Genomic DNA, 21,219 nt, shown 5'->3' on the forward strand with positions numbered 1-21,219 from the left:
TGGCTCACCCGGGTCTGTCCGCAGTACCATTTCCGGCAGCTCGGCCCATCTGAGAACCATCCTTAAGGGAGGCATACGATGGCTGATTTCCGTCTCTGGTCCGACGAGTTCCCCACCAACGGCTTCATGTCGAAAGCGCAGGAATACCACGACAAAGCGTTCGGTGTGGATGGCGAAAACATCTCCCCGTCGCTGCAGTGGGAAGCGCCGCCGGAAGGCACGCAAAGTTTCGCGCTCACCGTTCACGATCCCGACGCACCCACCGGCAGCGGCTTCTGGCACTGGGTCGTGGTGAATATCCCCGCTGATGTCCGTTCGCTGCCGAGCAACGCCGGCAAGCCCGATGGCAACCTGCTGCCCCAAGGCGCTCTGCAGGTGCGCAACGACTACGGCACGGTCGGCTTTGGCGGCGCCGCACCGCCGCGCGGCGACCGGACGCATCGATTTATCTTCCGCCTGCACGCGCTAAAGGTCGCGCAGTTGCCGATCAATGCGGACACCACCAATGCGGTCGCGCGCTTCATGACCCATCTCAACGAACTCGATTCGACAACCCATACCGGTTTGTACGAACTGAAATAACCACGCGAAGCGGCGCCGGGCAGCGTGCCACGCGCGCCCCGGCGCCGCGGGCGCAACGCGACGACCAGGAGACAGGTGCACGTCCTTTGCTGCCAACTCAGATTCGCGCCTCACAGCAGTCAATAAAATCCCCAACGAGATGCACGCACAAGCTTCCGGCAATAACGCTTCCAACCCCGAGGGTGCCCCCGCCGGCGCCCGCCCCGCCGCACCCGAACCCGAACTGGGCCTGCCCCTGCCGCAACGCTACTGGGCGATCGTCGTGGTGGCGCTCGGCATTACGCTCGCCGTTCTGGACAGCGCCATCGCCAACGTGGCGCTCCCCACCATCGCCCGCGATCTGCACGCTAGCGCGGCCGCCTCGATCTGGGTGGTCAACGCATATCAGCTCGCGGTCACCATCTCGCTGCTGCCACTGGCGTCGCTCGGCGACCGCATCGGCTACCGGCGCGTCTATCTGGGCGGCTTGATCCTCTTTACCGTCGCGTCGCTCGGCTGCGCGCTCGCCACCTCGCTGCCGACGCTCGCCCTCGCTCGCGTGATCCAGGGCTTCGGCGCGGCGGGCATCATGAGCGTGAATACCGCGCTGGTGCGCATGATCTATCCGCCCGCTCACCTCGGGCGCGGCGTGGCGATCAACGCCATGGTGGTGGCCATCTCGTCCGCGGTTGGGCCGACCGTCGCCTCGGGCGTGCTCGCCATCGCGCCGTGGCCGTGGCTCTTTGCAATCAATGTGCCGATCGGCATCGCGGCCATCGTCAGCGGCTTCAGGGCGCTGCCGGCCAACCCGGGCCATAAGGCGCCCTACGATTACCTCAGCGCGGTGATGAACGCGTTTGTGTTCGGCCTGCTGATCTTCGCCGTGGATGGCCTCGGACACGGCGAAGGATTGGGCTATGTCGGCATCGAAGCACTCGGCGCCGTGGTGATCGGCTACTTCTTCGTGCGCAGGCAATTGACACAGCCGGCTCCGCTCCTGCCCATCGATCTGTTGCGCATTCCGATCTTTGCGCTGTCGATCGGCACCTCGGTCTGCTCGTTCGCCGCGCAGATGCTGGCGTTCGTTTCGTTGCCGTTCATGTTGCAGGACACGCTCGGCTTGTCGCAGGTCCAGACCGGCCTACTGATGACGCCGTGGCCGCTCGTCATCATCGTCGCTGCGCCGCTCTCGGGGGTGTTGTCGGATCGCTTGTCGGCGGGTTGGCTTGGCGGCATCGGACTCGCCGCGCTGACCGCCGGTCTGCTGCTGCTCGCCACGCTCGGCGCTCATCCCGATCCGCTGCAGATTGCGTGGCGCATGGCGTTGTGCGGCGCCGGTTTCGGCATTTTCCAGTCGCCCAATAATCGCACCATGCTCGCCGCGGCGCCGCGCGAACGCAGCGGCGGTGCGAGCGGCATGCTCGGTACCGCACGCCTGACCGGGCAAACGCTCGGCGCCGCGTTGGTGGCGCTGATCTTCGGGGTGGCGCCGCAGCACGGGCCGACCATCGCGCTGTATGTTGCCGCGTGTTTTGCAGCGGTCGCGTCCGTGATCAGCACGTCGCGCGTGATGCAGCGCACCAACCCGGCCCCGGCGTAACGTTGATGTTTTTGCAGGAACGGACCGCACTCTCGACTCGCGCCGTTGTCTAAGGCCATACCCGCGCCGCATGTTCCTGCATTGCGCGGCCGCAGGCGTCCCTGCACTTCCCTACATGGCTTCTGAACGATGCCGAGGGGGTTCCCGTGTCACTCATCGTCGCTGGACGTTTCACGACGTTTCCCGCTGCCGAAGCCGCTGCGCAAACGCTCTTCGAGCGCGGCTTTGTCGAAGAAGACGTCACGCTGTTCTTCGTCAATCCACCGGGTCAACACTCGCGCCATGCGCTGGATCACAGCCCGCATGTGACCGGTGCACCGCCACTGCACGCAACCACAGGTCACGGCGCGACCATCGGCGCGGCAGCAGGCGCGGTCATTGGCGCCGCGATCTTTATGGCGTTTGCCGCAACGTTGCCTGTTGTCGTCATCGCGGCCGGCGTCGGCGCGTATCTCGGCTTACAGGTGGGTACTCACCTGCAGACGCGCAGGGCCCACGCCGAGCACCATGACCGGGTGCGCCGCGAGTTCCGCAACTCGGGTGTGGTGGTGGCCGTGCATGTCTGCAACGATAATCAGCTCGACGCGGCAGCCATCCTGCGAGAGGCCGGCGGCACCGACCTCGAGCGCGCTTCCGGACATTGGCGCCAAGGCCGTTGGGCGGACTTCGATCCGACTACGACCCCGGTGCCGTTGGGCGATCTGAATCAGCAGCACGCGTAACGCAGCCGCAAGACGTCCGCGCGAGACGACGCGACATCAGCACGCGTAAAAACGGCGGCCCCTTTGGGCCGCCGTGGAGATCGTTTGTGCCGCGCGTGACGGACGCTCACCACGCTGCGCCAGCCTTCGCTTGCCGTTTTGCGAATTCGACGTGACAGCGAGAGCGAAGCTGCTGTGGCACTCCCCGCCAGCGCCTCGCTGCGCCATGCTTTAGCGCATCAGGTCGCCGTCACGTCTGCGAGCTTTACCGCTTTAGCCGTCACCGACGACGCCGTCGCCACGTTGCGCAGATCGGCAAGGAAGGTATCGCGCCACACCGACAGATTGTTCTCGCGCAGCGGCGCCATCATGTCCGCGTGACGGGCCTGGCGTTCGGCGAGCGGCATCGACAGCGCGCGTTCCAGCGCTTCAGCCATCTGCGACAAGTCGAACGGATTCACCACCAACGCGCCCGGCAATTGCTCGGCGGCGCCGGCAAACTGCGACAGCACCAGCACGCCCGGATCCGCCGGATCCTGAGATGCCACGTACTCCTTCGCAACGAGGTTCATGCCATCGCGCAGAGGCGTGACATATCCCACATGCGATTGCCGGAACAACGCCATCAGCAGATTACGTTCGTACTTGCGGTTCAGGTACTGAATCGGCGTCCAGTCGAGCTGTGCGAAGCGGCCGTTGATGCGCCCAGCTTCACCTTCAAGGGTCTGACGAATGCGTTGATAAGTCTGCACATCCGAGCGCGTCGGCGGTGCGATCTGCACCAGCGAGACGCGCCCGTGCCAACCTGGCGCACTCAGCAGCAGACGCTCGAAGGCCTGGAAGCGCTCGACGAGTCCCTTCGAATAATCAAGGCGGTCGACGCTCATGATCAGCTTGCGGCCGCGCATGCCGTCGCGCAGGCTGCGAACAGGCTTGCGGTCGGTGAACTGTTCGGCGGCCTTGGCAATCGCATCGGGATAAATCCCGATCGGATAAGCCGCGACTTTGAGGAAGCGGTTATAGGCGTGCACCATGCCGTCTTCGCTCGACGTGCCATGCTGTCCGCGTTCGATATAGTCGACGAACGACTGGCGGTCCGCTTCAGTCTGAAAACCCACCACGTCGTAGCTGCACATGGCTTTCACGAGTTCTTCGTGGGGCGGCACGCTGCGCAGCACTTCCGGCACCGGAAACGGAATATGCAGGAAGAAGCCGATCGGGTTTTTCACGCCGAGTTCGCGCAGGCACTTCGCGAACGGCAGCAAGTGATAGTCGTGCACCCAGATGATGTCATCGGGCTTGACCATCTCCTTTAACTGCTTAGCCAGCGTCTGGTTCACGCGCAGATAACCGGCGTACTCCTGACGATCGAAGCGCGACAGGTCATTGCGGTAGTGGAAAGTCGGCCATAGGGTCGCATTCGAAAAGCCGCGGTAGTACTGATCGTAGTCGCGCTTGGTAAGGCCCACCGTCGCGTACGTCACGTTGCCCTGCTTCTCGATCACCGGCGCGGATGGCTCCGCCACCGTCTCGCCGCTCCAGCCGAACCATACGCCGCCGGTTTCCTTGAGAGCGTCCAGTACACCGATTGCAAGACCACCTGCTGCGGGGCGGCCTTCCTGCGTCGGCGCGACACGATTCGATACCACGATCAATCTGCTCATTGGTGCTCCACCTCATTCAGTTGTCCGTTGCATGCGGGGATGTGCCGTCATGGTGCACGCAAATCGCGTGCCGTTATCTCAAAACAGGCGGAATAAAAATGTATGCAAATGTGACAGACAAGCAGAAACCTGCCTCGCGCAGGCTTCTTGCAAAAAGAATCTTCCGCGTGTGGATACGCCGGCGAAATTCCTCAGGCGTCCTGCTCGGAGCCGAGGTCGCGCTGGTATTCGAGACCTTCCGGGCGCACGCCACCCTGGTTGTGATCGCCGTCCGGCGGGGCATCGGGAGCGATACGGTTCTGTCCGGCCGGATCCGGCCCTACTGGCGGACCGCCCGATGGCGGGCCCCCTGTTTCGCTGCCGGGGCGGGAATCGCGCTTCGAATGGCGCGCGGAGCGCCGCAATGCCGGGTGTCTCATGTCGATGCCTCCTGGGGAAGCCCGTCGTCCTGATAGACGACCTGAACATAGTCTAGGGCCCGCGACGGCAATTTGCCGGTAAAAGCGTCGTCCGCTTTGTAACAAGTACATCAAAACGAACGGGCCGGCGCGAGTGGCGGCCACGAGCCGGCCGCTCTTCTGAAAATTGGCGTCAGTACAGGATGTGACGACCCGCGCCACGCGAAATATGGGGCGTTTCGTTCGGCGCCGGAGGAGGATCGCCGATTGGTGGCGCGACGGGTTCGATCGGCTCGTGCGACGGCTCCGGCACGGTATCGGGTTCGGCGGGATTGGGCGGGTCGGTCGGCTCGGGACGGTGCGCCTCGAGCGTGGGAGTGGGGGCGTGCTGCGGCATATAAATATCCCTTGTGTGCGTTTAACCCATCACAGCAAGGCCTATGCCGAGGCACACGCCCCGCGGCACTACATCGACACATCAGGCGTCGGCGTCGCCCAAGGCCCGCGATTCGTCTGAAACGTCGCCATCTTCAGCACGGCTGGCGTCGTTCCCGTATTCGACGAGACGGTTGTAGAGCGTTTTCAGACTGATACCGAGAATCTCCGCCGCGCGTGTTTTCACGCCACCGCATTGCTCGAGCGTGGCGAGAATCAACTGACGGTCCGCCTCGGCGAGCGAGGTACCAAACGGAATTGTGATCGCAGTACCAGCCGCGGGTTTCGACAGCGTGATCTGCAACGGCACGGTGGCCGTGCTGTCGGAATCCGACCCGGACATGATGTGCGCGCGCTGCACATAGTTCTTCAGTTCGCGCACGTTACCGGGCCACGGATACGACAGCAGCATCTCCTTGACCGCAGCCGGGAAATGCTTGCGCGTGCTGTGCCGCTCGTTGAGGTCATCGAGGAACGATTGCGCCAGCAGATCGACGTCCTTGCCGCGCTCGCGTAGCGGCGGCAGGCTGATCGGAAACACGTTCAGACGGTGGTACAGGTCAAGCCGCAGCTTGCCTTCGAGCACCGCCTGCTCCGGATCGCGATTGGTTGCCGCAATCAGCCGCACGTCGGTTTCGATTTCCTTGGTTGTACCAACCCGCATGAACATGCCTGTTTCCAGCACACGTAGCAGCTTGACCTGCAACTCGATCGGCATCTCGGTGATTTCGTCGAGGAACAGCGTGCCGCCGTTGGCCCGTTCGAAATAGCCCTTGTGCTGACGGTCAGCGCCCGTGAACGAGCCGCGCTCGTGTCCGAACATTTCCGACTCGATCAGGTTTGGCGAAATCGCGCCGCAGTTCACCGCGAGAAACGCGTGCTTGCGGCGCAAGCTCAACTGATGCACGGTCTGCGCGGCCACTTCCTTGCCGGTGCCGGACTCGCCCACCAGCATCACCGAGGCCGCCGTCGGCGCTACCCGGCTGATCTGGTCGTAGACCTCCTGCATGACTGGCGAATTGCCGAGCATGAGACCGAAACGCCCCATGCGGCGCAGCTCGCCGCGCAAGGTGCCGATTTCGGCTTTGAGGTCACCGGGACGCGGCAGGCGCGACAGAATCGCCTTCACGCGCTGCATGTTGATCGGCTTCACGAGGTAATCGGTCGCGCCCATTTTCAGCGCGTTGACCGCCGACTCCACCGTGGCATGGCCGGTAATCACGATCACCTCAACGCCTGAACGCGGGTCGAGGTCTTCGAACAGGTCGACCCCGCTGCCGTCCGGCAGCTTCAGGTCTGTAAATACGACATCCGGCATCTGCCGGACCAGTTGGATGCGCGCTTCGCGCAAATCGCCCGCAGTGGCCGTAGTGAGGCCGTCTTCCCCAATGATGGCGGCAAGCGCTTCGCGGGTACCGGCGTCGTCATCAACAATCAATACGTGTGGCATCGCGTCTCGAAAGCCCGAAAGTTCTGGTTGTGGATGGCATGCGCAAAAGGCCTGGAGAAATACCCTGGCGCTTGCGCGCCTCCGCCCGGACGCCGTAAATACGGCTCGTCAGTGTGAGTAGATACTAACTTGACGTGCGGCCCGTGGCGTTTGCGCAAAACCTGATTTGGCACGAATTTGCAACAATACTTGCGTTACGCAGGATTAAACTGGGCTATTGTTGTATGAATGCCTATTATACGGCTTTATGAAGGCAAACTGAATGCCTATCCGCCTCTAGTGTCCTAATTGCGCCGCCCATCGGACCGTGGTCAAGCGCGACCCAAACGGTCGCGCCGACACGGCTCAACTATGTGGAAAAGGCCACGCCTCGCCGAGCCCGTTCGGATGGCTCGCACCATTCGTCGCGGCCGGAGGCGTCCCGCCGCCTGCGACCGGCGGCACGCTCGCCACGGTCGGCGCGGCCTGCGCCGTCGACGCGACCGCCCCGCCTTCATCCTCCCAGCGACTCAGTTCGCGGTTCAAATTGGCTTGCGAGGCCCGGTGCTTTTGCGCCCAGCGCCACGCCAGCAAACCGCCGACGGCGACCAGTGCGCCGAAAATGCCAATCTTGGGCCGTGCCATAGTGCATCCTCCATATCGTAATTGGTGCCTAGCGGCTGCTTCAACATGCTGATTCAGCGCGCTCATCCAGCAAAATCAGGGAGCCGAAAACCTCGTGGAGCGTCTAACGCGCTGCCAGCACGCCGAGCAAAAAACCAACGCTTGCAGCAATGCCGATGGCTTGCCACGGGTTGTGGCGCACATAGCGCTCGGTGTTCACCGCAGCGACGCGATAACGCCGCTGCGCCGCGTTCTGCGCATCGCCGAGCGCCGACTGCAGCGAGTCGACATGCGTACTCAACCGCTCGCGCAGCGCGCCGACGCCTTCGCCCGGAACGTTGGCTGCAAGCCGCAGTATTTCCTCCGAGTCCGTCAGCAATACGCGCAAGTCCTCAACGATCTTCTGCCGCCCTAGTTCAAGTTGCTGCGTGGTTTGAGTCATGCGTCACTCCTATGCGTTCATCTGCAGCCGCGTGATATGTCCGATTGCATGGCACCGGCACGCGCTGCACTTCTAAAAAGTTATAGCGTTGCAAACCGCGTACCTGATAATCCAGTGCATTAAGGTCACCATAGCGGTCCGCGAATCTGCATATCCGACAAAGATGCCGATCCAGACTGTCACCTGCGGTCAATATTGCCGACAAACACCGTTAATCAGCACGTCGTATTGGTGCACACGGGCACCCATTCGCCATGTTTGTTGGACAGCGCAGATGTGCGATCGTTAGCGCGATACTTCAGTCGTCGCGGCCCGTAGATGCGCGGATTGCTGAGTCGGGCCGCGGATGGTTAAATCATTTTTTGTGAGATAGTGACCTATCGCGCCCTTGCGCGGGCTCACACTCTGGACAGGCCTGCGCGGCACCATCGAATACATTTGCACAGGACACCCTGGTTATGGCGTCAATCGATCTGGACTCGCCCACTGTTACCGCTGGCGGCAACGCAGCGGCACAGAGCAAGTCGCGCGTGACGGACGGCATCGCGGGACTGAAGTCGTACGGTCTCCTGTATGGCTCGTCGCCCGTGATGCTGGATTTATACGATCAAATCGAACGCGTCGCTTCCACCGACGCAACCGCTCTCGTCATCGGCGAATCCGGCACCGGCAAGGAACTGATCGCCCGCACGATTCACGACCACAGCGCGCGCAAGGACGCGCCCTTTATCGCCGTCAACTGCGGCGCGATTCCCGATGAACTGATCGAAGCCGAACTGTTCGGCCACGAAAAAGGCAGCTTTACGGGCGCGGTGCAGGGCCGCATCGGCTACTTCGAGCACGCCAATGGCGGCACGCTGTTTCTCGATGAAATCACCGAAATGGCGCCGGTACGCCAGGTGAAGCTGCTGCGAGCGCTGGAGACCGGCACGTTCTATAGGGTCGGCGGCAACGAATTGATCCACAGCGACGTGCGCGTGATTGCGGCCACCAACCGCGACCCCGCTGTCGCTGTGAAGGAAAACGGCTTGCGCGAAGACCTGATGTACCGGCTCGCGGTGTTTCCGCTGCGCGCTCCGCCGCTGCGGGAACGCGACGGCGATCGCGAACTGCTCGCGCAGCATTTCCTCGCCGCCTTGAACACCCAGGAGAGCACCAGCAAGAGCTTCAGCAAACGGTCCATCGAGACGCTGCGCACATGGTCATGGCCGGGCAACGTGCGCGAGCTGAAGAACGCGGTCTACCGCGCCTTCATCCTTGCCGAGAAATCAGTGGAACTGCCCCACCCGCATCTCGCCTCGCGCGTGAAAAAGGCGGTCACCCAAGGGGACGCGATGAGCGTGTGGATCGGCACGCCGCTTGCTGATGCGCAAAAGCAGATCATCCTCGGCACGCTGAAGTACTGCGGCGGCGACAAGCGCCGCGCGGCAAAGGCTCTCGGCGTAAGTCTGAAGACGCTCTACAACCGGCTCAGCACCTACGGCACCGAAGACGCGCCGGAGGAAGGCGAGCCTTGAGGCCCGCTTAGTCCCCGCCGGCGCGGCGTTCTCTTCTGATTCCATGGTTCAGCGCGGGGCAGCCTAATGGCGTCGCCGCCTCTGGACCCTGTCATGAAGGCCACCCCGATCGATACCGCGACGCGCGCTGAGCCAAGCCAGAAAAGGCCGTGCGTCGCATCATCTTTTGCAATTGCTTGCATTTTCCCTATCCCAATTGCAAAACGCATACTGCAAAATGCTGCAGCGTCGCAGACGACGCGTCGTCAGCCCAGCGTGCCGCGACCGGCCGGTACGAACGGCAGAGGCAGGAGCACAGACAGGGAAATGCAAAAACCAATCACTCATGCGCAGTGGGCTCGACTGGCCCCGCGCGCACGCATCACATCGTTCGCATCGTTCGTCACAGTAGCCGCTCTGATCTCGGCCAATTTGAGCGGCTGCAGTTCGCTTTACTCGGAAACCGCCACCGCTGGCGCCGGTATCGCGGGCGCCGCAGTCGCCGGCCAGGTCACCCGTAACGCTGCAGTTGCGACCGGTATCGGCCTTGGCGTCGTCGCCGCGGCCGGGGCCGGCGTGCAGTACACGGAACGCGTAGTCCACCGCAATACGCAGGACGGCATCGCCAAAGTGGCGGGGCCGCTCGATGTCGGCGCCGTTGCGCCATGGAGCGTGACCCACACGGTACCGATCGAAGACGACACACACGGCCGCGTCACCGTGAGCCGCACCATCAGTGCAGGCACGCTCGACTGCAAGGAAATCGTCTTCTCGGTCGACGCGGATGCGACCAAGGACAAACCGGCCAGCAGCGCGTTCTACGTCGCTTCGATCTGCCGCGACGGCACTGCGTGGAAATGGGCCTCCGCAGAACCCGCCACCGGACGCTGGGGCGCGCTGCAATGAAGCCGCACCTGACAGTACCGGTCAGCCTGCGGCTCGTGCTAGCGGGCGCGCTATGCGTCGGCGCGAGCGTCCTGACAAGCGGCTGCTCGTCGGTAGGTGCGGCCAGCGGCGCGGCGGCCGGCGTCGCCACGGGTCTCGTGACAGCCAACCCCGCGGTCGGCATCGGTGTCGGCATCGCCGTGCAGGCGGCCACGGACGAAGCCATGAACCGCTACATGCGGACCATGCACGCCGATCAGCAGAACGAGATCGCCGCTCTGGTGGGCGGCATGCCGGTGGGCGGGAGCGCACCATGGAGCGTTAAGCACAAGATGCCGGTCGAGAACGGTCATGGTGAAGTGCGGGTGACGCGCGCGTTCACGTCGACGCTCGCCATCTGCAAGGAATTCGTGTTCTCGGTGGCCGATGGCAACAAGCCGGACGCGCACGAAGACTGGTATATGGCAAGTGCGTGCCTGCAAGACAACGGCTGGAGATGGGCGTCAGCCGAACCGGCTGTGGAAAGGTGGGGCAACCTGCAATAAAGCCAACAAAGCATAAGGGGCGGCCGATTGAGTCGTGCCGCCCCGCTTCAAACGCTGTTTCAATCTCTCTGCTTCAATCCCCTCCTCACACCCTGGAGATCAGGACTCGACGTCCTCAAGACTGAAAATTTCCGTCTGATCGTTATACGAGAAGATCTCGCCGTAACGGCCCCAGTTGATCACCGCGTCGAGCGTCTCTTCCGCGGCGCTGTCCGACAAGAAATCTTCCAGCTCCTGCTCGAAACGCACGCGCGGCGCACGATGGCCCGGCCGCTCGTTAAGCACCTTCTTGATCCGCGCAGCAAGCGGCACGTGGCGCAGCAGATGCTCGGCGAACATCATCTTCCGCTCCTGCGTGCCGAACTCCGAAAACACGCGGGCCGGCGGCGTCAGGAAAATGTCGCCTTCGCGCACGTCGGCAAAGCCCAGATGCTGCAGCACTTCGGCGACCGGGAACAGATCGTCCACCTCGAGATGCAGCGAACGGGCGATTTCCGGCATGTCCGCGCGGCCGTGATACGGCGCGGCAGCGAGCATTTCGATCAGACCGGCCATCAGGTTGGTCGAGACATGCGGCAACCAGCTTCCCAGCTCCAGGCCCTTCTTCGTCGACTCGTCGGTCTGACGCGCGGTCATCTTCGCGTAGATCTCGTCCACGAGGCGGCGGAACGCCGGATCGAGACGGTTGCGCGGATGCTTGAAAGGCACCTTGATCTCAGCGATCACGCGGCCCGGGTTCGATGAGAGCACCAGAATCCGGTCGCACATGAACACCGCTTCTTCGATGTTGTGCGTGACGATCAGCACTGACTTGATCGGCATACGGCCCTGCGTCCACAGATCCAGCAGGTCAGTACGCAGCGTTTCGGCCGTCAGCACGTCGAGTGCGGAGAACGGCTCGTCCATCAGCAGGAGCGTCGGGTCGACCACCAGCGCACGGGCAAAGCCCACACGTTGACGCATGCCGCCCGACAGCTCGCGCGGGTAGGCGTTTTCGAAGCCGTCCAGGCCGATCAGGTCGATGGCCGCCAGCGCGCGTTCGCGCCGCTCGCGGGCGCCCACACCCTGCGCTTCGAGGCCCGCTTCCACATTCTGCAGAACGGTCAGCCACGGGAACAGCGCGAAAGTCTGGAACACCATCGCCACGCCTTTAGCGGGACCGTCGAGCGGCTTGCCGAGGTAGTCCACCGTGCCGTCGGTCGGCTGGATCAGGCCGGCAATGATGCGAAGCAGGGTCGACTTGCCCGAGCCCGAACGACCCAGCATGCCGACGATCTCGCCTTCGCGCAGCGACAGGTTAACGTCGTCGAGAACCAGCAATTCGCCCTGATTCTTGTTGAAGCCTCTGGACACTTCCTTGACCGCCAGAATCTCTTCACCCAGGCGTGGTGGCATTGGCGGCGTCTGGACCGGCGCAGCGGTTACGGCAGCTTTAGGATTTTGCATCGCGGTTTGCCTTTAAATTCCTGTCAATCGAGCCGAAGCTTGGATTCGGCATAGGCGTACATCGGACGCCACAGCAGGCGGTTAAACAAAGTCACAAACAGGGACATCACGGCAATGCCGAGAATGATCTTCGGGAAGTCGCCCGCGGCGGTAGTCTGCGCGATATAGGAGCCAAGTCCGTGAGCAACAACCTTGGTGTTGCCCCACTGCACGTACTCCGCGACGATACTCGCGTTCCACGCCCCACCCGACGCGGTGATCGCGCCGGTGACGTAATACGGAAAAATGCCCGGCAGCATCGCCTTGCGCCACCACTGCCAGCCGCGGATGCCGAAGTTGGTCGCCGCCTCTTTGTAGTCGTTCGGGTACGAACTGGCGCCCGCGATCACGTTGAACAGGATATACCACTGGGTGCCTAGCACGATCAGCGGCGACAGCCAGATGTCCGGATTCAGCTGAAAGCGCACGATCACGATCACGAACACCGGGAACAGCAGGTTCGCCGGGAACGCTGCGAGGAACTGCGCGAGCGGCTGGATCTTCTCGGCCAGCGCCGGACGCAGCCCGATCAGCACGCCAAGCGGCACCCAGATCACCGACGAGATCGCAATCAGCACCACCACGCGCAGCAGCGTAATCAGGCCCAGCACCAGCACATGCCCCACTTCGGCAAGGTCGACACCGGTACGGACATAGGTCACGACGCGATAGACGACATAGAGCGTCACGAGGATGACGAGAAGGCCCCAGACGAAGTCGCCGAGGCGCGATGACTTCTGCAGCCGCGGAATCGGGAAACTGACGTTTGCGAAGGACGGCATGCGGATCGGCACCCGCGCGGCGTTGGCGAAGATCCAGCCCATCGGCACGAGCAGGCGGTGAATCAGGCGCGTACGGCGGATCAGGTCGAGCAACCAGGACTCCGGCGCATTGCCGGAGCTGGTGTTCTCCATGCGGAACTTGTCGGCCCAGGCGACGAGCGGGCGGAACAGGAACTGGTCGTACACGAGAATCACGACCGTCATGGTCAGGATGACCCAGCCGATTGCGTGCAGGTTCTTGTCGGAGATCGCCTGCGCCAGATACGCGCCGATACCCGGCAGCGTGATAGTGTTGTTGCCGACCGTGATTGCCTCGGAGGCCACCACGAAAAACCAGCCGCCCGACATCGACATCATCATGTTCCAGATGAGGCCTGGCATAGAGAACGGCACTTCGAGTTTCCAGAAGCGCTGCCAGCCGGTCAGGTGGAAACCGCGGGAGACTTCATCCAGATCGCGCGGCACCGTGCGCAACGACTGGTAGAAGCTGAAGGTCATGTTCCACGCCTGGCTCGTGAAGATCGCGAAGATCGCCGCGAGTTCCGCGCCGAGCACGCGCCCCGGGAACAGCGCGAGGAAGAACGTGACAGTAAACGAAATGTAGCCCAGCACCGGCACCGACTGCAGGATGTCGAGAATCGGCACCAGCACGAGGCCCGCGCGACGGCTCTTCGCGGCGAGCGTGCCATAGGTCAGCGTGAACACCAGGGACGCCACCATCGCCGCGAGCATGCGCAGGGTCGTGCGCAGCGCGTATTCAGGGAGGTTCGCCGGATCGAGCGAGATGACCTGAGTCTTCAACGTCGACATCGGCGCGAGCGTCTGGTGAAAACCGATCGCCACCGAAGCGATCACGCAGATGATCAGCGGGAAGGCGACAAAGTCCCAGCCGTTGGGCAGCAGGCGCCAGGCGGAAGCATTGGCGGTGCGTTTCAGGTCGAAACTGAAGTCCATCAGGCGCCCTTCCTGTTTGCATAGGTTAGGTGGACACAGGCCGCGCTGGACGGCACCGGAAGTGCAGGAAAGGCAGCACTTGCCGGCTGCGCAGCAAGCACGGCGCGAACGCCGGAAGACGAGTCCGGAAAGCGGAAGTCAGGCATGGCAACAAGCATATGCAAGGTAGTCGTTAGCGTCGGAGATACATTGACCGGCGGCGGCCGGATCCTGGGCGAACACCCCGGACCACCGCCGCGGCCACCTGTCAGGGCAGGCGCCGCCCGGGGGCTGGCGAGCTTTCCTTGTTTTGGACGGCACGACACTACTACAACCTGTGTTTCAGGCACAACCTTTCGGGGCAAATCAATGACGCGGCGCGCAGCGCGCACGTTCCGGCCGGCCGGTTGCGTTGCATGCCGGATACATCTGGAAAACCCGCAGCGCTGTTCAGAAACCGGCGCGCGCTGTCGTTAATTACCTAATGGCGTGTACCGAATCGCAATAACGGATGGCGTTGGGCCACCTGGCGGTTAAAATCGAGACAGGGCGGATGGCTCTGGCCAGCCAGATAGACGGAAGGAAGAGACCTGGCGTTCCCCGGATCGCCGCGGATCACTCGCCGCCCTCAGCAACGACTCAGCGCCGGCGCGCTGCAACGATTGACCTTGTTGCAACCAAAAGTCAGACGGATCAGAGAGTCGATGAACAGGAATTCCTTGCGCCAGGCAATCGGACCGCTCAGCTTCGCGCTGGTGGTGCTCGCGTGCTGGCTCGTGTCCGGCATGATCGCGGACCGGATGGTTCAGCAGGAACTCGATGCCGCCTTGCACGCGCAACGGCAGATGTCATCGTCGATCGTCGACAACATGGCCGAAGTGATCGCCAGCGATCTCTCCATGTCCCGTGCCATTCCGGCCACGATGGCGGAAATCAACGTCGTCCAGCACGCGCTCTCGCAGTCGCAAGGCTATGCCGCGAACGGCGCCATGCCGGTCGACACGCTGCGCGCAAACCTGCTCAAAGTGCCGGAACTGGTGTCGGTCAGCGGCTTCCTGCATGACGCCCAGGGGTTCTCCGGACTCGACTCGATCTGGCTCGTCAACGCCAACGGCATCTGCGTCGCGTCCAGCAACACGCAGAGCCGCAACTTCGTCGGCATCGACATGCGCGGGCGCAACTTTCTGTCCAATGCGCTGCTTGGCGCCTTCGGGGAGGCCTACGGCGTCGGCCGCGCGAGCGGCGAACCGGGCATCTTCATCGCCGCGCCGGTGTATGACGACGGCGTGCTGGTCGGCGCGGTGATCGCCAAGGTCGGAATTTCGCGGTTGCGCCACTGGGTCGCCCATGCGGGAACATTCGTCGCTGACGAGAACGGCGTGATCATCATGGCCCACAACAGCGCGCTGGAAGGCCACGCCCTGCCGGATGGGCACATCAAGCAGATGAACGCCGCCGAACGCCAGAACATCTATCGCCACGAAGACTTTCCGAACGTCCAGATCGAGGCGGACATGGAGCAGGTGCGCGAGCAGGCGCCGTGGGTGCCCGCGGCCATCGCGACGCAACTGTTCGGCACCGCGAACCGGTCCGCGCCGGCCCTCTATGAATCGCGCGGCGGCCTCAACTCGGGGCTGTCCGCCCATCTGGTCGATCCGCTCGCCGCCTGGCCCGAACTGCTGCGTAACCATAAGCGCGACCGCCTGCTGGTGTTTCTGACCCTTGCCGGCACGGCGGCGCTCGCGTGGGTGATTACCGTGTCCTATGTGCGCGAGCGCCGCCACCACCGGGCCACGCGCGACCTCGCCGAGCAGTTGCAATCGGCCAACACGCTGCTGTCCGCCGAGGCCCGCCACGATGCGCTGACCGGCGCCCTGTCGCGCCGCTACTTCCTCGACCTGCTGCGGCATGAGATCGAACGTGCCCACGCGAGCGGCCAACCGCTTTGTATGGCGATTGGCGACCTCGATCACTTCAAACAGATCAACGACCGCTTCGGCCACGCCGCCGGCGACCGCGCCCTCGAGCACTTCGTCGACACCTGCCGCGCCGAACTGCGCGGCAGCGATGCGATCGGCCGGCTGGGCGGCGAGGAGTTCGGCATCCTGTTGCCGGCCACCGCACTCGAAGGCGGCCGCGAGGTCGTCGAACGGCTGCGCACCCGGCTCAAGGCCGTGCCGTCGACCAAGCTGCCGGCCTCGGCCAACCTGAGCGTCAGCATCGGGATCACCGAACTGTCGCCGGAAGATCTGCCCGAGCGGATCATGAGCCGCGCCGACCTGGCGCTCTATGCCGCCAAAACGGGTGGCCGCGACCGCACCGAGGCGCTCCCGCCGGACGACACTGCGCCGCCGGCGCGCACCGCCGCTACGACCTGGTAGGCCTGGCGAGCTGGCACGGACGGGCGGCGCAACGCCGCCTGCGCCACGCGCCGACACCCCCGAAGTAAGCAGGTATGATCAACCTTCATAGGAAGGCTTGTCGTTACCGCTCTATCGGGAGAGATGCATGAAGGGAAATCTGGTCATCGTTTGCCGCGATCACGATGCTGACGCGTTCGACCATCTGCTGGCCGAGTACGGCGCCTTTCAGACGCGCCTGTCGTCGACGGCGTGGTATCTGAAACTGGAAGTTGCGCCGGAGCTGATTCAGGAGGAAATCCTCACGCGCCTCGGCAAATACACGACGCACTATATTTTCGAGGCGGAGACCGTGACGTGGAACACGGTGGATAGCGAAGCGGCCAGTGCGCTGAATACGCTGTTTGCGGAGTAACCCGCCGCTACCCAGCCACTACTCAATCCCTACCCAACCGCTACCAGGCGCTTTCCGAAATCGACGTCATACGCGGCACGGCCTCGAACGAGAAAGTCATCAGCACCCGCAGGCCGCGCCCGCCGTGATTGCCGATTTCCCATTCGCCGCCGGCGCGCCGCACCAGCCGTTCGACGATCGCCAGTCCCAGCCCGCTATGGCCGTTGCCGCCGCGTGCCGGGTCGAGCCGCACGAACGGCCGGCTGGCGTTGATCAGATCCTGCGCCGCAATCCCACCGCCGTTGTCCTGCACTGACAAGGTGTAGCCGGCCGAAGTACGGGCCGTCGCCACCACGACGGGCGGAGCGCCGTAGGCATGGGCGTTGTCGAGCAGGTTTGACAGAATGCGGTCGAGCGTAGCGGCCGGCAGCAGGAAGCCCGGGCCCGCCTTCAGATCGGTCAGCACGCTGACCGCACCCGCCGCCACCGCCCGGTAGCTGCGCACGATGCGCTCGCACTGCGCGTCGACCTCGACCGCCTCGCTGCGATCGGCGCCGTCGTGAGCGAACACTAGAAACTGCTCGACGATATGCGTCATCGAATCGACGTCGCGCACCACGCCGTCGCGCACCTTGGCCTCGTCCATCATTTCGGCGCGCAAGCGCAACCGCGCCAGTGGCGTTTTCAGATCATGCGCGACACCCGCGAGCATCACCGCGCGATCGTTTTCCGTGCGCGCCACTTCCTGGACCATCTGGTTAAAGCCATGGGTCAGCTGACGCAATTCGCGCGGCCCACGTTCCGGCACCGGCGGCACCGGCTGGCCGCGGCCAAAGCGGGCGACCGCGTTGGCGAGCGAGCGCAACGGCTGCTGCAACTGCCATGCTGCAAAGAGCGCTGCCATCACGGCAAAGGTAAAGATGATGGTGAGCCACAGCACCATGCGGTCCACCGAACGCGGCGGACGCAGCGGCTGGACCGGCACGACGATCCAGTTGGGATCGCTCGGCTGGCGCACCCACAGCGTAGGCGGCTTGCCGGGGTCGCCCAGGCGCACCTGGGTGCCAGGCGGCATGCGGTCGCGCACGTCGTCCAGAAAATGGTTGAGCGGCGTATTCGAATCTTCTTGCAGCGGCGGCACGTCCTTGCTCGACGGGTCGACGAGGCGCACCCGCGAAGGCAACGGCTGATCCGGCGTATGCAAGACGTGCTGACGCACCGCGTCAACCAGGAACGTGGCCTCTTCTACGGCATAGCGGTTCTGAAACTGACTGCGCTCGAGGCGAAATAGCGCATAGCCCGCGAAATGCGACAGCAGTAGCACCCCGACGACCAGCAACGCCAGCCGCCCAAACAGTGAATCAATGGGTCGGCGCATGCTGTTCGCCATCCGGCACGAACACGTAACCGCGGCCGCGAACGGTCTGGATAAAGCGCGGAGTGGACGGATCGGTTTCAAGGATGCGGCGCAGACGCCAGACCTGCACGTCGATGCCGCGGTCGGTGCCGTCGTATTCCGGACCATGCAGCAATTCGAGCAGGCGCTCGCGGGTGAGCGTGCGCATTGGGTGATTAACGAAGATCTTGAGGAGCGCGAATTCACTGCCCGACAAGGTCAGCGGTTTGTCTTCGAGATTCAGGGTGCGCGACTGGAAGTCCAGCGTAAAACGGCCGAACGTAAATGGTTCGCGCTGCTCAGGAGCGGCCGCCGAAGGCAGCGTGCGGCGCCGCCGCAGCACGGCCTGCACGCGCGCGAGCAGTTCGCGCGGATTGAACGGCTTGCCGAGGTAGTCGTCTGCGCCCAGTTCGAGACCGACAATGCGGTCGACGTCGTCGGCGCGCGCCGTCAGCATGATCACCGGAATGTCGTCGCCTGCGGCGCGCAGCTTGCGCAGCGCCGTCAGGCCGTCCACGCCCGGCATCATCAGATCGAGCACGATCAGATCCGGGCGCTCGCGCTCCAGCCGCCGCTCGAGCGAGCCGGCGTCGTGCAGCACCGACACCTCAATACCCTGACGGGCCAGATAGTCGCGCAGCAGGTCGCGGAGTTCGAGGTCGTCATCGACGACAAGTATTTGAGTAGCCATGAGATGAAGTTTAACGCGCAGGAGGTGGGGTTTCCGGGCCGGACACCCCTCAAAGGGTTACCGGGTGTTACGGCGAAAGGCGCCAGTAATGTCGCGTAATAGCCACACGCGCTCAGGTAACACAGCGCGGTCCGTAGGTCTCTACGCTGTGTCTTACCGAATGCATCCCGTCCTGTGTTGCCGTGTTTGCATCGTCGGCTATTCCATTACAAGGAGCCACTCATGTCCACAAAAATGTCACGCTTCGTCGCCGTCGCCGCAGCATCGCTTGCTATTGGTCTTGGCGCTTACGCCGCTCAACCTGACGGTCAAGGCGGCCCCGGCGGTCCCGGCGGCTGGCACCACCACGATCATTTCAAGGAGGAAATGGCCAAGCTGCACACCCAGCTTAACCTGAGCCCAGATCAGGAAAAGCAGTGGCAGGCCGCGCTCGACACGATGAAACAGAATCGTGAAGCGATGCGCGCCGCCCACAAGCAGATGCACGAACAGATAAAGGCGATGCAGCAACAGCCTATCCTCGATCTGAACGCCCTGCACGACATGCATCAGAAGGCTGAAGAGCAGAACCACCAGTTGCGCGAGCAGACCTCGGCAGCGTGGCTCAACTTCTACAACGGCCTGAACGACAAGCAGAAGACCATCGTCAGCACGGCCCTCAAGCAGCATTGGGCCAAGATGGAAGCTCGCCACGAAAAGATGCGTGAGCATTGGCAGCATCATCAGGGCGCAGCGTCGGCCCCGGCAGCTAACCAGTAAGTTAGTGCTGCCAACGCACGGTCAGCGCGCTACAGGGCGCCGGCCGTGCAAACAGAAACGCCACGGAAGAGACTTCCGTGGCGTTTCTGTTTGTTTGCGGGAGAAGCAAGGCGGCCAGCTCTCGTCCCCTGGCCGTTCAAGAGCTCAATCGCTCATTCGATCGCTTGCTCAGCCATTCAACGCGCCGAGATTGAACACCAGCACCTCGGCGTCATTCCCTTGTTCGAGCGTCACTGCAGCGGCATCGACGATCATCGCGGCATCGCCGGCAGCCAGTGCTTCGCCGTTGACCGTGAGTGTGCCGCGCGCTACGTGAACATAGGCGCGCCGGCCAGCCTGCAACGGTAGCGCAGCCTCTTCGGCGCCGTCGATCAGCGCCGCATAGATCGACGCGTCCGAGTGAATCGTTACCGACCCATCGCGTCCGTCCGGCGAAGCAACGATACGCAGACGGCCGCGCTTGTCGGCATCGTCGAAGCGCTTTTCCTCGTAACCCGGCTGATCGCCCGCGCGCTGCGGCAAGACCCAGATCTGCAGCAGATGCACCGGTTCGTCCTCCGATGCATTGAATTCGCTGTGCATCACACCCGTGCCGGCGCTCATGCGCTGCACATCGCCGTGGCGGATCGTCGAGCCGTTACCCATGCTGTCCCGGTGGGCGAGCGCGCCGTCGAGCACGTAGGTCACGATCTCCATGTCGCGATGCCCGTGCGTGCCGAAACCCTGGCCGCCGGCGATGCGATCTTCGTTGATCACACGCAGCGGTCCGAAGTGCATGTGGTCCGGGTCGTAGTAGTCCGCAAACGAGAAGCTGTGATACGAGTCGAGCCATCCGTGGTTGGCGTGGCCTCGTTCTTCAGAGCGGCGGATCTCGATCATGGGGTTCTCCAGTGGGTGTGCATTGCGATGCCCAGAATGTATGGGCGCAAAGCATCTAGAACAACCCGCACGAATGCACCGGATCGTTCTATAAATCCGGGCAATCGGCGCGCTGACCAAACCGCCGTGGACCGGGGCGGCCATGACCCCACGTGCCCAGAGTTGCACGAGGCAAGCCGCGGGCCCCGCTGCCGGGCTTGGGGCGCCAAACTGGCATGGAGCGCACGTTCGGGTAAAATACCGCGCTTTTCGGGCGGACTCAGGCATGCGGCCTTGCAGTGTTCGCTGTGAGTGCTAATGGGGGAAACCCGCGGAAGGCCTGTACGGCTGGACAAACGATCCGGCACGACAATTTTGACCGCCTAGAATAGCGACGGCCGGCCACAAGCTGGCGGTCATCGAGACCGTTACATCACGGTCGACACAGGAGAAACATGAAGAAGTTCGCAGTGTGCGTGGCGATCGAGGCCACGACCACCGGCGCAATGCCGAAGGAACGGAAACCGTGCGCATCGGCTTCGACGCCCGCTACCCGCCCTTCGAAGCGACTGCCGCCCAAGGCCAGTTCGTCGGTTGCGACACCGATCTGACCGGCCAGGCGCCTCGCGCCTAAACTGCTTCGCAGCATCCGGGACTCGGGACGGACCCGCATGGGCCTGCCGCGAGCCTCGTAATACAGTCGGAAAACGCGCTGTCCAGCCGCCAACGGCCGGATGGTCATGATTTGCTCAGCGGTGCAGTCAGGCCGCGTCTTTCGCGG

The 21,219-nt window shown here is 63.4% G+C and carries 21 protein-coding genes; 9 read left to right on the top strand and 12 right to left on the bottom strand.

The window, feature by feature from the left end; all coding sequences use genetic code 11:
* Nucleotides 1–78 precede the first annotated feature (78 nt).
* The 3 genes from P3T40_RS25650 to P3T40_RS25660 all read left to right on the top strand — a co-directional run bounded on the left by P3T40_RS25650 (nucleotide 79) and on the right by P3T40_RS25660 (nucleotide 2,883).
* The gene (locus tag P3T40_RS25650) at nucleotides 79–582 is read left to right on the top strand and encodes a YbhB/YbcL family Raf kinase inhibitor-like protein (protein ID WP_429270505.1); all 504 of its coding nucleotides are present in this window, start codon (nucleotides 79–81) and stop codon (nucleotides 580–582) included.
* 139 nt (nucleotides 583–721) lie between these two features.
* Nucleotides 722–2,161, top strand: coding sequence for an MFS transporter (locus P3T40_RS25655; protein WP_429270506.1), 1,440 nt, complete (start codon nucleotides 722–724; stop codon nucleotides 2,159–2,161).
* 146 nt (nucleotides 2,162–2,307) lie between these two features.
* Nucleotides 2,308–2,883: a hypothetical protein gene (locus tag P3T40_RS25660; protein WP_429270507.1), complete on the top strand. Its 576-nt coding sequence runs from the start codon at nucleotides 2,308–2,310 to the stop codon at nucleotides 2,881–2,883.
* Between the two features lie 218 nt (nucleotides 2,884–3,101).
* Here the strand turns inward: P3T40_RS25660 and otsA are convergent, their stop codons facing one another.
* The 6 genes from otsA to P3T40_RS25690 all read right to left on the bottom strand — a co-directional run bounded on the left by otsA (nucleotide 3,102) and on the right by P3T40_RS25690 (nucleotide 7,854).
* A complete protein-coding gene (gene otsA, locus P3T40_RS25665; protein ID WP_429270508.1) occupies nucleotides 3,102–4,526 on the bottom strand; it encodes an alpha,alpha-trehalose-phosphate synthase (UDP-forming) in 1,425 nt (474 codons plus the stop codon).
* A gap of 191 nt (nucleotides 4,527–4,717) precedes the next feature.
* The gene (locus tag P3T40_RS25670; protein ID WP_429270509.1) at nucleotides 4,718–4,945 is read right to left on the bottom strand and encodes a hypothetical protein; all 228 of its coding nucleotides are present in this window, start codon (nucleotides 4,943–4,945) and stop codon (nucleotides 4,718–4,720) included.
* 172 nt (nucleotides 4,946–5,117) lie between these two features.
* Nucleotides 5,118–5,321, bottom strand: a complete 204-nt coding sequence (locus tag P3T40_RS25675) for a hypothetical protein (RefSeq protein WP_429270510.1) — start codon at nucleotides 5,319–5,321, stop codon at nucleotides 5,118–5,120.
* 81 nt (nucleotides 5,322–5,402) lie between these two features.
* Nucleotides 5,403–6,809, bottom strand: a complete 1,407-nt coding sequence (locus P3T40_RS25680) for a sigma-54-dependent transcriptional regulator (RefSeq protein ID WP_429270511.1) — start codon at nucleotides 6,807–6,809, stop codon at nucleotides 5,403–5,405.
* A gap of 345 nt (nucleotides 6,810–7,154) precedes the next feature.
* Nucleotides 7,155–7,433, bottom strand: coding sequence for a hypothetical protein (locus P3T40_RS25685; RefSeq protein ID WP_429270512.1), 279 nt, complete (start codon nucleotides 7,431–7,433; stop codon nucleotides 7,155–7,157).
* 103 nt (nucleotides 7,434–7,536) lie between these two features.
* Entirely contained in the window at nucleotides 7,537–7,854 is a 318-nt protein-coding gene (locus P3T40_RS25690) for a DUF883 family protein (protein ID WP_429270513.1), read from the bottom strand.
* A 458-nt stretch (nucleotides 7,855–8,312) separates the two neighbouring features.
* Here P3T40_RS25690 and P3T40_RS25695 point away from each other — a divergent pair, with 458 nt between their 5' ends.
* The 3 genes from P3T40_RS25695 to P3T40_RS25705 all read left to right on the top strand — a co-directional run bounded on the left by P3T40_RS25695 (nucleotide 8,313) and on the right by P3T40_RS25705 (nucleotide 10,780).
* On the top strand, nucleotides 8,313–9,371 hold the full coding sequence (locus P3T40_RS25695) for a sigma-54 interaction domain-containing protein (protein ID WP_429270514.1): 1,059 nt from the start codon (nucleotides 8,313–8,315) through the stop codon (nucleotides 9,369–9,371).
* Nucleotides 9,372–9,677: 306 nt separating this feature from the next.
* Nucleotides 9,678–10,256, top strand: coding sequence for a hypothetical protein (locus P3T40_RS25700; RefSeq protein ID WP_429270515.1), 579 nt, complete (start codon nucleotides 9,678–9,680; stop codon nucleotides 10,254–10,256).
* Entirely contained in the window at nucleotides 10,253–10,780 is a 528-nt protein-coding gene (locus P3T40_RS25705) for a hypothetical protein (protein WP_429270516.1), read from the top strand. Before P3T40_RS25700 ends, P3T40_RS25705 begins: the two co-directional genes overlap by 4 nt.
* Before the next feature lie 99 nt (nucleotides 10,781–10,879).
* Here P3T40_RS25705 and P3T40_RS25710 read toward each other — a convergent pair whose 3' ends face one another.
* Together P3T40_RS25710 and P3T40_RS25715 are read right to left on the bottom strand one after the other, a co-directional pair.
* Nucleotides 10,880–12,226 carry an AAA-associated domain-containing protein gene (locus tag P3T40_RS25710; RefSeq protein WP_429270517.1) on the bottom strand — a complete coding sequence of 449 codons (1,347 nt, stop codon included), beginning with the start codon at nucleotides 12,224–12,226 and terminating at the stop codon, nucleotides 10,880–10,882.
* Nucleotides 12,227–12,249: 23 nt separating this feature from the next.
* Entirely contained in the window at nucleotides 12,250–14,001 is a 1,752-nt protein-coding gene (locus tag P3T40_RS25715; RefSeq protein ID WP_429270518.1) for an ABC transporter permease, read from the bottom strand.
* 683 nt (nucleotides 14,002–14,684) lie between these two features.
* On the opposite strand from P3T40_RS25715, the gene P3T40_RS25720 reads away from it, so the two are divergent.
* Nucleotides 14,685–16,361, top strand: coding sequence for a sensor domain-containing diguanylate cyclase (locus tag P3T40_RS25720; RefSeq protein ID WP_429270606.1), 1,677 nt, complete (start codon nucleotides 14,685–14,687; stop codon nucleotides 16,359–16,361).
* Nucleotides 16,362–16,488: 127 nt separating this feature from the next.
* Nucleotides 16,489–16,755, top strand: coding sequence for a hypothetical protein (locus P3T40_RS25725; protein WP_429270519.1), 267 nt, complete (start codon nucleotides 16,489–16,491; stop codon nucleotides 16,753–16,755).
* 40 nt (nucleotides 16,756–16,795) lie between these two features.
* Here the strand turns inward: P3T40_RS25725 and P3T40_RS25730 are convergent, their stop codons facing one another.
* Together P3T40_RS25730 and P3T40_RS25735 are read right to left on the bottom strand one after the other, a co-directional pair.
* Nucleotides 16,796–18,112 (bottom strand): ATP-binding protein, encoded by a 1,317-nt coding sequence (locus P3T40_RS25730; RefSeq protein WP_429270520.1) that lies wholly within the window; start codon nucleotides 18,110–18,112, stop codon nucleotides 16,796–16,798.
* The gene (locus P3T40_RS25735) at nucleotides 18,096–18,821 is read right to left on the bottom strand and encodes a response regulator (protein WP_429270521.1); all 726 of its coding nucleotides are present in this window, start codon (nucleotides 18,819–18,821) and stop codon (nucleotides 18,096–18,098) included. Before P3T40_RS25735 ends, P3T40_RS25730 begins: the two co-directional genes overlap by 17 nt.
* 222 nt (nucleotides 18,822–19,043) lie before the next feature.
* Between P3T40_RS25735 and P3T40_RS25740 the strand changes: the two genes are divergently transcribed.
* Nucleotides 19,044–19,580, top strand: coding sequence for a periplasmic heavy metal sensor (locus P3T40_RS25740; RefSeq protein WP_429270522.1), 537 nt, complete (start codon nucleotides 19,044–19,046; stop codon nucleotides 19,578–19,580).
* 168 nt (nucleotides 19,581–19,748) lie between these two features.
* Here P3T40_RS25740 and P3T40_RS25745 read toward each other — a convergent pair whose 3' ends face one another.
* Together P3T40_RS25745 and P3T40_RS25750 are read right to left on the bottom strand one after the other, a co-directional pair.
* Complete coding sequence (locus P3T40_RS25745; protein ID WP_429270523.1) at nucleotides 19,749–20,459, bottom strand: pirin family protein; 711 nt, start codon at nucleotides 20,457–20,459, stop codon at nucleotides 19,749–19,751.
* A 412-nt stretch (nucleotides 20,460–20,871) separates the two neighbouring features.
* The gene (locus tag P3T40_RS25750; RefSeq protein WP_429270524.1) at nucleotides 20,872–21,087 is read right to left on the bottom strand and encodes a hypothetical protein; all 216 of its coding nucleotides are present in this window, start codon (nucleotides 21,085–21,087) and stop codon (nucleotides 20,872–20,874) included.
* Between the last annotated feature and the right edge of the window lie 132 nt (nucleotides 21,088–21,219).

The organism is Paraburkholderia sp. EB58 (assembly GCF_050436665.1).
In the GTDB taxonomy this organism is placed as follows: Bacteria; Pseudomonadota; Gammaproteobacteria; order Burkholderiales; family Burkholderiaceae; genus Paraburkholderia.